Origin of the sequence: Halomonas sp. BN3-1, assembly GCF_003056325.1 — a bacterium.
GTDB classification, from domain to species: Bacteria; Pseudomonadota; Gammaproteobacteria; order Pseudomonadales; family Halomonadaceae; genus Halomonas; species Halomonas litopenaei.
This window is the reverse complement of the sequence record NZ_PYVV01000004.1, coordinates 181,070-193,829: the sequence shown is the minus strand read 5'-3', so window position 1 is coordinate 193,829 and position 12,760 is coordinate 181,070. Positions and strand designations below refer to the sequence as shown.

Here is a 12,760-nt window from a genome sequence, read left to right as displayed (position 1 = left end):
CATTCGCGCAACCAGGAACCTCGGGCCCAGAGCGATCGCGGGTGGCCTCCTGCCACTGCGACGCCCAGCCCCACCTGCCTACCTCGGCAGGCCTTCGTCGTGGTACTGCGTCGAATCAACGTCCACAACGACTATCCACCAGGCTAGCGTCTAGCACTGACATTTGCATGACAGCCCCTCCAGTATGGACCACAGCGCCCGAACGGCACGACCCATCACACCCGAAATCGCACAGGGTTGACGCAGCCAGAATTATCCGTATACTACGTCCTCGTTGATGCGGGGTGGAGCAGTCTGGTAGCTCGTCGGGCTCATAACCCGAAGGTCATCGGTTCAAATCCGGTCCCCGCTACCAAATACGAAAACGAGGCAGTCCTTCGGGACTGCCTCGTTTTTTTGTTGGCTATCCGGTGCTGGCCGAGGCCAGCGCTTCGCCACCAGACGCCGTTGCGGCATCGCTGTATTGCGAAGCCCGCCCCCTGATTAAATCTTAATTTTTCTGTGCCAATTCGATATTTTTTGGCGCTTCCGTGTCCCCGGATTAGCCATCCCCCCCTCCTTCTTTCGTCGAAGAGCTGACCTCGATCAACCCGAGTCGGTCAAGAATCGACCGTCGCCGCGGCCCTTTACCGCGTCTTGAGCACACCGCTGGCCAGTCATCGATTCCAGGCATGCGCCGGCGTATCGGCAGGCGCCTTGAAGTCGGTGGCCGTCGCCCGCATCTTTAGGGCAATTCACTTTTGACAAGGTTGTGTCCCATGCCCATCGTCGACCCTCGTACAGGCGAACCTCTGAGCAGCGATCCGAGCAGCGAACCCGCCCAGGGTGCCGCCGCGGCGTCCCAGGGGCCGGCCGACAGCGACCTGATCTTCGACGTCGACCGCAGCAACATTCAGCAGGTGCTGGAGCTGTCCATGCGCATCCAGGTGCTGCTGGACTGCTGGGCTCCCTGGTGCGAGCCCTGCAAGAACCTGATGCCGGTGCTGGAAAAGCTGACCCGCGAGTACGCCGGCACCTTCCTGCTGGCCAAGCTCAACATCGACGACAACCAGGACATCGCCGGCCAGCTCGGCGTACGCTCGGTACCCGACGTCAAGTTGATCAGCCAGGGCGGTCTGGTGGACCACTTCCAGGGCGCCTTGCCGGAAAAGGAAATTCGCGAGTGGCTGGGCCGCTACTTCCCGGCCCCGGAAGATGCTCCGGCAAGCCCCGAAGAACAGGCCGAGCAGGCCCTGGCGGCGGGCGACACCGCCACCGCGCTGGAGATCCTGCAGCAGCTGACGCAGCAGTACCCCGACCACCTGGCCTACCAGATCCAGATGGCCCGAGTGCTGGTGGCGGAAGGTCGCAATGACGAAGCGCGCGCCCTGCTCGACGCGCTACCTCCGGAAGACCGCGACGGTCCCGAGGCCCGCGGCGTTCGTGCCAGCATCGAGTTCGGCGAAGAAGCCCCCGACGCCGAGACCCTGGCCGCCCTGGAGGGGCGTGACGACAGCGAGGCCAACTATCTGAGGGCGCTGCGCCAGGTGGCCGACGGTGACTATGAACCCGGCCTGGAAGGCTTGCTGGCAGTGATGAAGCGCGACCGTGCCTACGGTGACGACCTGGCGCGCAAGACCCTGCTGCGGGTGTTCGACGCACTCGGCGCCGATCATCCGCTGACGGTGAGCTACCGCCGCAAGCTGTTCGCCCTGCTCTACTGAGTGGATCGAGACGTCGAGCGCCTTGCCGCTCATCGCCTCGGCATGAAGACGGGGCCCCTTCGAGGGCCCCGTTTTCGTTGTTGAGGATATTACGCCCGCGCCACTCAGCCGCCCAGCACCTGGTCCAGGCGCGCCAGCGCCTCGTCAAGCTGGATGGCCGTGGTGCCGAAATTGAGCCGCGCAAAGCCCGGCCAGCCGAAGTCGGCGCCATCCGACAGCGCGACCCCGGCTCGCTCGAGCAATGCCGAGGCAGGCGATTTTTCGGCCCCCAGGGTCGACTGGCGCAGATCGAGCCAGGCCAGATAGGTCGACTCGGGGGCGCTGAAGCCCACGCCGGGCCAGCCAGCGACACGCTCGACCAGCGTCTGGCGGTGGCCACGCAGTACCGTCAACAACTCCTGACGCCAGGGCTCGCCGTGGCGATAGGCGGCCTCTGCCGCCACCAGCCCGAGCACATTGGCGTCCGGCATCAATCCCTTGGCGGTATCACGAAAGCGCTTTCTCAGGCCGGCGTCGGGGCAAATCGCGCAGGCGGCGGTCAGCCCAGCCAGATTGAACGTCTTGGAGGGCGCCCACAGGGTGATGATGCGATCAGCCAGCGCCGGGAAGGCGGCGGCCAGGGGCTGGTGGCGCGCTCCTTCGTCGAGCAGCAGGTCGCAGTGCAGCTCGTCTGAGACCACAATCAACCGATGACGCTCGACCAGTTCGGCCAGTCCTTCGAGCTCTTCGCGGCGCCAGGCTCGTCCGGTGGGGTTGTGGGGCTGGCACCACAACAGCAGCCGGGTCCGCTCGGTGATCGCCGCCTCCAGCGCCTCGAGGTCCAGCGTCCAGGGCTCGCCCGGCGCCTGGGGCGGGCGCATGGCTGCCTGCTGGGGCAGGCGCCCGGTGCGCCTGGCCACCTGCAAGAACGGCGGATAGATTGGCGTCACCGTCAGCACCCCATCGCCAGGCTCGGTAAAGGCCAGGCTCGCCAGGTGCAACGCCGGAACCACCCCCGGCAGCCAGTGCTGCCAGCGGGCCTCGATGTCCCAGCCATAGTGGCTGGCACTCCAGTCGATCAGCGTCTGTTCCAGACTTTCCGCCACCAGACCGTAGCCAAAGACGCCATGATCGATGCGCGCCGACAGCGCCTCGACCACCGCCTCGGGCGAGCGGAAGTCCATGTCCGCGACCCACAGCGGCAGGACGTCATCACCGTGGCGGTGCCACTTCTGTGACGGCCAATGTGGCGAACGATCATCACCGCGGGGCTGTCGTCGATCGATCGGCGTGGCAAAATCGGGTTTCATGGTCATCTCCCTGACGATGGCTGGTCGGTTGCCAGGATACCCTGGCCAAGCACTTGAAGGACGCTTCCCCCATGACAAGCACCATGCCGCATCACGGATTCTTCGCCAAGGTATGCCGAGGAATGCCTGCCCTGATCGGCCAGTGGCTGGCGCTTGGACGCGGCGACCCCGATCGCCTGGCGCTGATCCTGGCAGAAACCGCCCGGGTCGCCGGCCTCGGCGACCCGGGAGAGACCCCGGACGGCGCCACACTGGAGCGCTGGGCCGCCGCCGACAACGACGAGATCCCACCCCACTGGGCGGTGCGTACCGCGCTGTTCCTGCTGGTCCAGATGCCTGCGCGGCCGACACCCGGCGATGAGCCCGAGGCCTGCGCCTGGGCCTACTGCTGGCTGCGCAATCGCGCCTTCGACAGCCGCGACGCCGCCGTCGATGCCCTGCCGGAACACCTTCGCCAACCGCTGGCGGCCGCGGTGACCGCCGCCTGGGTCGATCGCCAGGGGCTCAGGCTGGTCTAGGCACCGCACTGAAGCCCTAGCCTCTTCGCCGGGTCGGTCGCTTCGGCCGAAACCCATCCGGCTTGGTCGACAGCCATTCGACGAAGGAACGAATCTCCGGATGTGCCAGCAGCGCCTCGCGGCTGCGATAATGGTCGGCCAGCTCACGCTCGCTCAGCAGCGCGTGAAGATGGCGGTGGCAGCCATGGCACACCCACAGGATCGCCGTCAGGCGCTCGACGCGATCGTGGCGCTTGCGATAGCGCGCCTTGCCGTGCAGCGAACGCGGTATCAGATGATGCTTGGTCAGGGGCGCCCCTCGCGCGCACAGCTCGCAGCGCTCCGGCCTCGGGGGCGGCGACAGCTCGGTCATGGTCATCTCGCTTGAACCTGGTCACCAGATACATACGATAACCCAAGGAACCCCCTCCCCTCATGGACGTCCCCCTTCATTGGCAACTGGCCAAACTGCTTATCTCCGTCGGCGTCGTGCTCGGCCTGTCGGTCATCGCCGAGCGGGTCAGCACCCGGGTCGCCGGCCTGCTCTCCGGCTACCCACTGGGCACCGCCATCGCACTGTTCTTCATTGGCCTGGAGCTGTCGCCCCAGTTCGCCAGCGACAGCGCCGTACACACCCTGGCCGGCTTCACCGCGACCCTGGCGCTGGGCGGCGGCTACCTGCTGGCCGCACGCGGTGACGGGCTCAAGGGCGTGGCCCAGGGAACCGCGGGTGGCCTTGCCGCCTGGCTCGCCGCCAGCAGCCTGCTGACCCAGGTCGATTTCAGCCGCCTCGGTGGCACCCTCACCACCCTGGCCGCCATCATCGTCTTCACCTGGCTCTATCGTCGGGTCCCCGACGTCAAGGCCACCCCCAAGGGCGGTTTCTCCTGGCCCGCGCTGGCGCTGCGGGCAGGGCTCGCCGCGGGCATCATCTTCCTGATCACCGGCCTCGCCCATGTGGTGCCGAGCGCCTGGGCCGGGGTCATGGCGGCGTTCCCGGTGACCATGTACCCGTTCCTGGTGATCCTCCACCTGACCCAGGGGGCAGCGCCGGTGGCCACGGTCATCAAGCACTATCCTGCGGGCCTGGGCTCGCTTCTGTGCTACGCCCTGGTGGTGTCACTGACCTACGCAAGCCTCGGCCTGTGGCCAGGCACCCTGCTGGGCTTCGCCGCCGCCACCCTGTGGCTGTTGTCGTGGATGCGCGTGCAGCAGTGGTGGGCAGGCCGCCGAAGTTGAGAGATAAGGGCTGAGCTAAAGGCTGAGCCAAGCGTTGAGCCAAGACGGGCGCGCCGACGCCCGCATCTTGACCTAGCGCTTGCTTGGGATAATCCTGAAACCCTGACATCACCACCACAACAAACGAGAACGCCCTATGCTGACCCGCACCATCGAGCCCGCCTTCTACGACACCGACGCCCTCGGTCACGTCAACAATACCCGCCTGCCGGCCTGGTTCGAGCTGGCACGCAACGACCTCTTCCGCCTGTTCACCCCGGATCTGGACCCGGCCAAGTGGCGGTTGATCATGGCACGCATGGAGATCGACTATCGCGCCGAACTCCACTATGGCCATGACATCGAGGTTCGCACTTACCTGTCACGCCTGGGCAACAGCTCCTTCACCGTGACCCAGGAAGCCCACCAGAAGGGCGAGCTGACCAATCTCGGCCACACCGTGCTGGTGCACTTCGATCACCAGACCAAGAAGGCGGTGCCGATCGAAGGCGAGCTGCGCGAAGCCCTGATGGAGCACCTTCACGAACCGGAGATCGCCTGACCATGACCCCTGCCGTCAAGACGCTGGAAAAGGCCGGCAGACCGTTTTCCACCCTCAGCTACGAGCATGACCCGCGCTCGCCGGCCTACGGCGAGGAGGCGGCCGAGGCGCTGGGACTGGACCCAGCGGCGGTGTTCAAGACCCTGCTGGCCAGCATCGATGGCCAGCGCCTGGTGGTGGCCATCGTGCCGGTGTCGCGCAAGCTCGACCTCAAGACCCTGGCCAAGGAGGCCAAGGGTCGCAAGGCCGCCATGGCCGAGGCCGAAGCGGCCGAACGAGCCACCGGCTATGTGGTCGGCGGCATCAGCCCGCTGGGTCAGAAGAAGCGTCTGGCCACCTTTATCGATGACAGCTGTCACGACCACAGCCAGATCCACGTCAGCGGCGGACGCCGCGGGCTGGAAATCACCCTGGCCCCGGACGACTTGATCGCGCTGACCGATGCCCAGGTGGTGGCGCTGGCGAGATAGCCCTTCGAGACAGCCCCGTTCGCGGTAAAAAGACCGGCCGAACAAGCGTCAAAATGGCAAAAATGCTAGGGTGGAGCCATATCGACACCAGAGGTGCCCATGGCGATCCGCTACACCCTGTGGCTGGACCCGGACGACAAGGTCCGCCATCGCGCCGCCGAGGCCAGCCTGGAAGCCTTCTTCCTCGAGCGCTTCGCCGACTATCCGCACATTCGCTTGTTCGGCGCCGATCCCTACGATTATGATGCCCCGTTCAATCGCCTCTACGACGTGCTGATCGCACGCGGCGCCGAGTTCATCGAGCGCGAGCAGGCCTACGTCCCCACCCCGGAACAGCTCAATCGTGCCTTCTTTCGCGCGGTGGGGCGCTCCACCAAATTCGTAAGAGACAACCCCGATGGTGATCCGTCCTGACACGCCCCCCGATGCCGCCCAGACGGCGATCATCGCCGAGCAGCTCGGTCGCGAGCCCCGCGGCATCGAGGCCCTTGCCGCCACCGACGGCGAAGGCACTCCGCTGGTGCTGCGCATGGCCCCGATCGTCGACGGCAAGCCGTTTCCCACCCTGTTCTGGCTGAGTTCCGAGCTGCTCAAGGTGGAGCTGTCACGGATCGAGGCCGCCGGCGTGATCAAGTCGCTGGAAGCCCGGCTAAAGGAAGATGACGACTTCCGTGCGGCCTACCATGCAAGCCACCAGGACTACATCGCCACCCGCTGGGCGCACATGAGCGCCGAGCAGCGTGCCGAGGTCGAGCGTCTGGGCTATGACAAGGTGCTGCGTGAACGCGGCATCGGCGGCATCGCCAACCACGATCAGGTGCGCTGCCTGCACACCCAATACGCCCATCACCTGTGCGGCAACAATGTGATCGGCCAGTGGGTCGACGAGCACTACGGCATCATCGATCTATTGCCCTGAGCTGCTCGCAGACAAGCGCTCTCCCCCTTCACGCCGCGACAGGAAGAACGTTCCATGGCCCAGATCTGTGTCTATCTTGGTTCACGCCAGGGCGAAGATCCCCGTTTTCTCGAAGATACCCGCGCCTTCGGCCGGCGCCTGGCCGAACGTGGCCATGGCCTGGTCTACGGTGGCGCCAGTGTCGGCCTGATGGGCGCGCTGGCCGATGCCACCCTGGAGGCCGGAGGCCAGGTCATCGGGGTCATGCCCCACCACCTGGTGGACCGGGAGCTGGCCCACGATGGCCTGACCGAACTGGTTCGTGTCGGCGACATGCACGAGCGCAAGGCCCAGATGGCGGCCAACGCCGACGCCTTCGTGATGCTGCCGGGCGGGATCGGCACCCTGGAGGAATTCTTCGAGACCTGGACCTGGCGCTACCTCGGCCTGCACGCCAAGCCCATCGGCATTCTCGACACCTGCGCCTTCTACCGCCCCTTGCTGACGTTCCTCCACGCCGGGGTGGAGCAGGGCTTTCTCGACACCGCCACGCTCGATACGCTGATCAGTGCAGCCAACCCCGACGCTCTGTTGGAGGCGCTCGAGGCCCGCCTGGACAAGCGCTAGGCTCCTGCGTCCAAGCGGCTTCTCAGCCGCCTCGTCGACCTCTCATTTCATCATGGAGGATGTCCGATGTACGCCATGCAGCAAGACGGCGACCGCCTGATCTGGCGGTCCACCGACGATCTCCCCGCCCCCCAGGCCAGAGAAGTGCATATCGAGGTGGCCTGGGCCGGCGTCAATCGCGCCGACCTGATGCAGCGCGCCGGTCAGTACCCACCGCCCCCAGGCGCCTCCGAGGTGCTGGGACTGGAAGTCAGCGGTAGCGTGGTGGCGCTCGGCCCCGAGGTCGAAAAGCTCCAGGTTGGGCAGCAAGTGTGCGCGCTGCTGGCCGGTGGCGGCTACGCCGAGAAGGTCTGCGTGGACGAACGCCAGGTGCTGCCGGTGCCCGATGGCCTTGGCCTGCGCGAGGCCGCCGCCCTGCCGGAGGTCTACGCCACCGCCTGGCTGAACCTGTTCATCGAAGGCCAACTCGCCGAAGGCGAGCAGGTGCTGCTGCACGCCGCCGCCAGCGGCGTCGGTACCGCCGCGATCCAGCTGTGCCGCGAGTTCGGTCACCCCTGCTTTGTCACCGTGGGCAGCGATGAAAAGCTCAAGCGCTGCCTGTCGCTGGGTGCCAGGGCGGGCTGGAACCGCCACCAGGGCAGTTTCGTCGAGGCGGTCAAGGCATTCGGCGAGGTCAACCTGATCCTCGACCCGGTGGGGGCCAGCTATCTGGCCGACAATCAACGGGTGCTGGCCGCCGATGGACGAATGGTGGTGATCGGGCTGATGGGCGGACGCCACGCCGAGCTCGATATCGGCCGCCTGCTGATGAAGCGCCAGCGCCTGATCGGCTCGACCCTGCGGGCCAGGTCACCGGAAGACAAGGGCAGGATTCTGGGTGAACTCGCTCGCCACGTGTGGCCAAGGCTCGAGCGCGGCGAGCTCGCTCCGCTGATCGACGCCGGCTGGCCCATCGAGGAGGTCGAGGCCGCCCACCAGCACCTCGCCGACAATGCCAACACCGGCAAGCTGCTGCTGCGTGTCGCCGCCGATTGATCTCGCTCCCTGAAGGTTCACACCAGCGCACGTTATCCACAGACGGTCAGCCGGACCGGCTGTGGGTAACTGTTCAGGTAGGCAGGCTCCCAACAGCTCCATAGAGAGCGGCGCCACATAGAGCGGCGCCATGGCGCGGCAAAGAGTGCGAGAAAGAACGCGAGAAAGAGTGAGCGTCAGCGAGAGCGATAAACAGTGAGCGTCAGCGGCGCGCGCTGAGCTCCTGGGTGCGGGCGAAGGTCAACTGCAGCAGCCGGGCGTCCTCGCCGGCGCGATGGCGCTGGATGCCCCGCTCCTCGATCACCGACTCCTTGATGTCGCTCCACATCGCCATCTGGGTCTCGTCGAGCAACCGCCTCAGCGCTTCCAGGCGGAAGGCGGGAATCATGCCGGCGTGGTGGAACAGCAGCGACATCCAGGTGTTGTCGTACCCCCAGCTATCGCTGTAGGCGATGCCGATATCGTGCAGCTCATCGTTAAGCCAACGGGCGACGTGACGTACCGGATAGCCCTCGCGCTCGAGCCGGGCCCGGGATATCCCGTGCAGCAGCTCGGCCTTGGGATCCCAGTGGGTCCATTCCTCGAGGGGCTGAATCAGAAAGGCGCAGCAGCTGCCGTCCGGCCGCGCCAGGCCGATCTCGATCGGGTAGCTGCCGCGCCCGAATCCAGAGGCTTCGATATCCAGCAGAGTCGGTAACACCACAGGCAGCAAACCTCGTCGTGACAGTCGGCCAAAACGCCTCCCCGACGTCACCCGACAACGAAAACCGTACCCGAGGCCCAAACTACCAGCGGCGGCCAGGGAATCCTGAACCGCCGCTCGTCTCGGCCTCACCGGGACCCATGCGCGACCCAACCGCCGCGCCTGATACCTCTAGTGTCGCTGTTGGGCTTCCGCTTTGTCCAGCGTGACACCGTCTTGCCTGGCGGACTGCCCCGGAACAGGCTGTCCATTGGCCAGGGCGCTATTGGCCGAACCTGGCGAGGCCTGGCGTGCCAAGGTTTGCTCTGACGAAGGCTGTCCTGACGAGGCCTGCCCTGCCGAAGCCAGCACCGCCCAGTAGGCGGCACGCTCTGGATCCACCGGTAGCGACAGCTCACCATCCCGGTAGGCGCGCTCCAGGCGCGCCGCCGCCAACGCATGACCCGCTTCCCCGGCCCGGGCGTACCAGGTCACGGCGTGGTCGTGGCGCGCCGGGTACAGCGCGCAGCCATGTTCGTGGATCTGGCCTGCCTGGTACTGCGCCCTGACGTCCCCGCCATGGGCGGCCTGCAGCACGTAGCGAGCGCCGCGTGCCTTGTCCTGGGGTGCCCGTGACCGGTGAAACAGCATGTGCCCGTACAACGACAGTGCTGCCGGGTGCCCGGCGTCCGCACAGCGTTGAAACAGACGCATGGTCAGCCTCTGGGTTCGCGGCGAGCGGGGCAACCAGCGAGTGTGAAACAACTGCTGGGCCAGACGGTACTCGAGCCGCGTCTTCAGTGACGATGCCTGCTGCATGGCAACAACCTTGAGTCCAAAGGATGGAAGTCGGACCGGACACCTCCTGTGTCGCGGGCGATCTCCTGTTGAATCGACGGTGCCACGGACTCCTCCGCGGCAACGGGGTGGCAAGCATACGCCTGGCCCGATACGGACTCAACCCCCGGGATTTGGCGACCCCTGTCGGCCAAAGGTACCATCTCGATGCTTTGCAGCAAAAACGGTCCGGCGGCGGCGCTGCGCCCCCCTGACAAAGGCCTACCACAAGGAGTCCCCATGCAGATCCGTCCCCTTGGCAACACCGGCATCGACGTCAGTCGCCTGTGCCTTGGAACCATGACCTTCGGCGAGCAGAACACCGAGGCCGAGGCCCATGCCCAGCTCGACCGCGCGGTGGCCTTCGGCGTCAACTTCATCGACGCCGCCGAGATGTACCCGGTGCCACCCAAGGCCGAAACCCAGGGACTGACCGAGAGCTATGTAGGCTCCTGGCTCAAGGGCCGCCAAAGCCGCGACGACGTGGTCATCGCCACCAAGGCTGCCGGCCCCGGTATCAAGCACATCCGCGGCGGACCTCGCCTGACTCGCGCCCATCTTCATGAGGCCATCGACGCAAGCCTTGCACGCCTGAACACCGACTACGTCGATCTCTACCAGCTGCACTGGCCGGACCGTTCGACCAACTTCTTCGGTCGCCTGGGCTATACCCACGACGAGGACGAGCAGGCCACCGATCTGGAAGAGACACTGTCGGCCCTCAAGGAACTGGTCGATGCCGGCAAGGTACGCGCCGTGGGTCTGTCCAACGAGACACCCTGGGGCGTGATGCGCTGCCTGCAACTGGCCGAGTCCCTGGGCCTGCCGCGGGTCGCCTCGATACAGAACCCCTACAACCTGCTCAACCGGACCTTCGAGGTGGGGCTGGCAGAGATCGCTCACCGCGAACAGGTGGGACTGCTGGCCTACTCGCCGCTGGCCTTCGGTGTGCTGTCGGGCAAGTATCTGGACGGCGCCCGTCCGCCTGGCGCCCGCCTGACCCTGTGGGACCGCTTCAGCCGCTACAGCTCCGATCAGGCGATCGATGCCACCCGCGCCTACGTCGAACTGGCCCACGAGCACGCCCTGGACCCGGCCCAGATGGCGCTGGCCTACGTCAACTCGCGCTCCTTCCTGACCAGCAACATCATCGGCGCGACCACCATGGAGCAGCTCGAGAGCAACCTCGCCTCGGAGTCCCTGGTGCTGGCCGACGAAGTCATCGAAGGCATCGAGGCCATCCATCACAGGCTGCCCAACCCCAGCCCCTGAAGCGGCCTCGCCCCCTCGGCCTCAAGCAAAGAACAACGCCTGCCCTTGCCGGCAGGCATGCCCTCTTTACTATGGCGTCCATAGCCTCGCCCTCGTCCCGAGCGGCGGCGGGGCTTGGTACAATGACGGCCACTTGCCAATTTTCCCTACCTGACATCAGGAGCACGCCCATGCTCAGCGTGATCTCTCCGGCCAAGACGCTGGACTTCGAGACCCCGGCCACCACCGATATCCACAGCGAGCCCGACTACCTCGACCGCTCCCGCGAGCTGATCGACATCCTGCGCGACTACAGCCCGGCCCGCATCTCGGAGCTGATGGGCGTCAGCGACAAGATCGCCGGACTCAACGCGGCGCGCTTCGGTCAGTGGCAGACCCCGTTCACTCCGGACAACGCCAAGGTCGCCGCCCAGGCCTTCCAGGGCGACGTCTACGTCGGCCTGCAGGCCGACGCCTTCGATGAAGCCGACAACCGCTTCGCCCAGGATCATCTGCGCATCCTGTCGGGCCTCTATGGCCTGCTGCGCCCGCTGGATCTGATCCAGCCCTATCGCCTGGAAATGGGCACCCGTCTGGAAAACGCCAAGGGCAAGGACCTCTACGCCTTCTGGAAGCCGCTGCTGACCGAGGAGCTCGACCGGGCGGTGGCACAGAGCGGAACACCTGTGCTGGTCAACCTGGCCTCCAACGAGTACTTCAAGGCCATCGATGCCAGAAAGCTCAAGGCCGAAGTGGTCACCCCGGTGTTCAAGGACTGGAAGAACGATCGCTACAAGATCATCAGCTTCTACGCCAAGAAGGCCCGGGGACTGATGGCCGCCTGGATGATCCAGCAACGCCTGGACGACAAGGAAGGGCTCAAGGACTTCGACGTGGCCGGGTACCGCTTCAACGCCGCCGAGTCCGAGGGTGGCACCCTGGTGTTCACCCGCGACAACCCCGCCTGAGTCGCGCCGCCGCTACGCCGGTAGCGCTCGTCCGTGCGCCGCAGACGGTGCACGGTGCCACCTTTCAGCGATCATGAAGGCGTGGCTTTATTGTCTGGCTTGGCTGGCGCGCCAGCTGTGATCCTCAGGGCGCCAGCCGCAGCGGCCGGGACGCCCTGGGGCGCAGCAGTTCACGATGCACCTCGCGAAAGGTCGCGTCGTCACAGCGTTCCAGCCATTCGTAGGCCACCATGTCGGCGCTGACTTGCCAGGCGCCGGCCTGTCTTGCGCGCTCGCCGGCAAGTCTCGCTTCATCGCTGCGGCGACTGACGCAGCCTTCGACCAGCCAGAACAGCTCGACACCCCGTTCCAGCAGGCCAAGTGCCGTCTGCAGCACACAGATATGGGCTTCGGCCCCGGCAATCACGATCTGACGCGGCGCAGCCGCCTCGAAGGCCTGTGCAATATCGCGCTCCCGGCAGGCGTTGAAGTGACTCTTGGTGAACCAGCGGGTGCTCTGTGGCAGGGCACATTTCAGTCGCGGCTCGGTCGCCCCGAGCCCCTGAGGATACTGCTCGGTCACCCACACAGGCACCTCCAGGCGCTCTGCCACGGCCGCCAGCCAGCCGATCTCGGTGATCGCCTGATCCCCTCTTTCCACCACCGGCATCAATGCCGTCTGCACGTCGACCACCAGCAGCAGACTGTCACTACGTTCGATCAGCATGGGGTCTCCTCGACTTT

At 66.0% G+C, this 12,760-nt stretch carries 15 protein-coding genes, 1 tRNA gene and 1 pseudogene; 12 read left to right on the top strand and 5 right to left on the bottom strand.

Translation table 11 applies throughout. From position 1 onward, the window contains the following. The first annotated feature begins 278 nt into the window (after positions 1–278). Positions 279–355, top strand: a tRNA-Met gene (locus C9F12_RS07550). Positions 356–758: 403 nt separating this feature from the next. Then, a complete protein-coding gene (locus C9F12_RS07545; RefSeq protein WP_108448490.1) occupies positions 759–1,703 on the top strand; it encodes a co-chaperone YbbN in 945 nt (314 codons plus the stop codon). A gap of 104 nt (positions 1,704–1,807) precedes the next feature. Here the strand turns inward: C9F12_RS07545 and C9F12_RS07540 are convergent, their stop codons facing one another. Beyond that, entirely contained in the window at positions 1,808–2,992 is a 1,185-nt protein-coding gene (locus C9F12_RS07540; protein ID WP_108131197.1) for a PatB family C-S lyase, read from the bottom strand. An 83-nt stretch (positions 2,993–3,075) separates the two neighbouring features. On the opposite strand from C9F12_RS07540, the gene C9F12_RS07535 reads away from it, so the two are divergent. Further along, a complete protein-coding gene (locus tag C9F12_RS07535) occupies positions 3,076–3,510 on the top strand; it encodes a hypothetical protein (protein ID WP_045991372.1) in 435 nt (144 codons plus the stop codon). A 16-nt stretch (positions 3,511–3,526) separates the two neighbouring features. On the opposite strand, the gene C9F12_RS07530 is transcribed toward C9F12_RS07535, so the two are convergent. Beyond that, positions 3,527–3,868, bottom strand: a complete 342-nt coding sequence (locus C9F12_RS07530) for a hypothetical protein (RefSeq protein ID WP_181248579.1) — start codon at positions 3,866–3,868, stop codon at positions 3,527–3,529. Positions 3,869–3,924: 56 nt separating this feature from the next. Between C9F12_RS07530 and C9F12_RS07525 the strand changes: the two genes are divergently transcribed. From C9F12_RS07525 to C9F12_RS07495, 7 genes are all read left to right on the top strand, one after another. Continuing rightward, positions 3,925–4,728 carry a hypothetical protein gene (locus C9F12_RS07525; protein WP_045991348.1) on the top strand — a complete coding sequence of 268 codons (804 nt, stop codon included), beginning with the start codon at positions 3,925–3,927 and terminating at the stop codon, positions 4,726–4,728. A gap of 136 nt (positions 4,729–4,864) precedes the next feature. Further along, positions 4,865–5,269, top strand: coding sequence for a thioesterase family protein (locus C9F12_RS07520; RefSeq protein ID WP_045991349.1), 405 nt, complete (start codon positions 4,865–4,867; stop codon positions 5,267–5,269). Between the two features lie 2 nt (positions 5,270–5,271). Next, positions 5,272–5,739, top strand: coding sequence for a Cys-tRNA(Pro) deacylase (ybaK, locus tag C9F12_RS07515; RefSeq protein WP_108448489.1), 468 nt, complete (start codon positions 5,272–5,274; stop codon positions 5,737–5,739). A gap of 99 nt (positions 5,740–5,838) precedes the next feature. Further along, the gene (locus tag C9F12_RS07510) at positions 5,839–6,153 is read left to right on the top strand and encodes a hypothetical protein (protein ID WP_045991351.1); all 315 of its coding nucleotides are present in this window, start codon (positions 5,839–5,841) and stop codon (positions 6,151–6,153) included. After that, positions 6,137–6,658: a DUF501 domain-containing protein gene (locus tag C9F12_RS07505; protein ID WP_045991352.1), complete on the top strand. Its 522-nt coding sequence runs from the start codon at positions 6,137–6,139 to the stop codon at positions 6,656–6,658. The genes C9F12_RS07510 and C9F12_RS07505 overlap by 17 nt, the downstream gene beginning before the upstream one ends. Positions 6,659–6,712: 54 nt before the next feature. Then, positions 6,713–7,264 (top strand): TIGR00730 family Rossman fold protein, encoded by a 552-nt coding sequence (locus tag C9F12_RS07500; RefSeq protein ID WP_108131194.1) that lies wholly within the window; start codon positions 6,713–6,715, stop codon positions 7,262–7,264. 66 nt (positions 7,265–7,330) lie between these two features. Further along, positions 7,331–8,299 (top strand): NAD(P)H-quinone oxidoreductase, encoded by a 969-nt coding sequence (locus C9F12_RS07495; protein ID WP_108448488.1) that lies wholly within the window; start codon positions 7,331–7,333, stop codon positions 8,297–8,299. A 202-nt stretch (positions 8,300–8,501) separates the two neighbouring features. Here the strand turns inward: C9F12_RS07495 and C9F12_RS07490 are convergent, their stop codons facing one another. Then, a complete protein-coding gene (locus C9F12_RS07490; protein ID WP_108131597.1) occupies positions 8,502–9,008 on the bottom strand; it encodes a hypothetical protein in 507 nt (168 codons plus the stop codon). 336 nt (positions 9,009–9,344) lie between these two features. Next, a pseudogene (locus tag C9F12_RS07485) lies at positions 9,345–9,800 on the bottom strand (sel1 repeat family protein); the annotation flags it as partial. 258 nt (positions 9,801–10,058) lie between these two features. Here C9F12_RS07485 and C9F12_RS07480 point away from each other — a divergent pair. Together C9F12_RS07480 and yaaA are read left to right on the top strand one after the other, a co-directional pair. Further along, a complete protein-coding gene (locus C9F12_RS07480; RefSeq protein ID WP_108448487.1) occupies positions 10,059–11,090 on the top strand; it encodes an NADP(H)-dependent aldo-keto reductase in 1,032 nt (343 codons plus the stop codon). 170 nt (positions 11,091–11,260) lie between these two features. Then, a complete protein-coding gene (yaaA, locus tag C9F12_RS07475; protein WP_045991356.1) occupies positions 11,261–12,037 on the top strand; it encodes a peroxide stress protein YaaA in 777 nt (258 codons plus the stop codon). A gap of 124 nt (positions 12,038–12,161) precedes the next feature. Here the strand turns inward: yaaA and C9F12_RS07470 are convergent, their stop codons facing one another. Next, positions 12,162–12,743, bottom strand: a complete 582-nt coding sequence (locus tag C9F12_RS07470; RefSeq protein WP_108448486.1) for an isochorismatase family protein — start codon at positions 12,741–12,743, stop codon at positions 12,162–12,164. Positions 12,744–12,760 lie beyond the last annotated feature (17 nt).

Bases quoted from the DNA above. Each gene is read 5' to 3' on its own strand.
- C9F12_RS07545 (WP_108448490.1), top strand. From the start codon at position 759: ATGCCCATCGTCGACCCTCGTACAGGCGAACCTCTGAGCAGCGATCCG.
- C9F12_RS07540 (WP_108131197.1), bottom strand. From the start codon at position 2,992: ATGAAACCCGATTTTGCCACGCCGATCGATCGACGACAGCCCCGCGGT.
- C9F12_RS07535 (WP_045991372.1), top strand. From the start codon at position 3,076: ATGCCGCATCACGGATTCTTCGCCAAGGTATGCCGAGGAATGCCTGCC.
- C9F12_RS07530 (WP_181248579.1), bottom strand. From the start codon at position 3,868: ATGACCATGACCGAGCTGTCGCCGCCCCCGAGGCCGGAGCGCTGCGAG.
- C9F12_RS07525 (WP_045991348.1), top strand. From the start codon at position 3,925: ATGGACGTCCCCCTTCATTGGCAACTGGCCAAACTGCTTATCTCCGTC.
- C9F12_RS07520 (WP_045991349.1), top strand. From the start codon at position 4,865: ATGCTGACCCGCACCATCGAGCCCGCCTTCTACGACACCGACGCCCTC.
- ybaK (WP_108448489.1), top strand. From the start codon at position 5,272: ATGACCCCTGCCGTCAAGACGCTGGAAAAGGCCGGCAGACCGTTTTCC.
- C9F12_RS07510 (WP_045991351.1), top strand. From the start codon at position 5,839: ATGGCGATCCGCTACACCCTGTGGCTGGACCCGGACGACAAGGTCCGC.
- C9F12_RS07505 (WP_045991352.1), top strand. From the start codon at position 6,137: ATGGTGATCCGTCCTGACACGCCCCCCGATGCCGCCCAGACGGCGATC.
- C9F12_RS07500 (WP_108131194.1), top strand. From the start codon at position 6,713: ATGGCCCAGATCTGTGTCTATCTTGGTTCACGCCAGGGCGAAGATCCC.
- C9F12_RS07495 (WP_108448488.1), top strand. From the start codon at position 7,331: ATGTACGCCATGCAGCAAGACGGCGACCGCCTGATCTGGCGGTCCACC.
- C9F12_RS07480 (WP_108448487.1), top strand. From the start codon at position 10,059: ATGCAGATCCGTCCCCTTGGCAACACCGGCATCGACGTCAGTCGCCTG.
- yaaA (WP_045991356.1), top strand. From the start codon at position 11,261: ATGCTCAGCGTGATCTCTCCGGCCAAGACGCTGGACTTCGAGACCCCG.
- C9F12_RS07470 (WP_108448486.1), bottom strand. From the start codon at position 12,743: ATGCTGATCGAACGTAGTGACAGTCTGCTGCTGGTGGTCGACGTGCAG.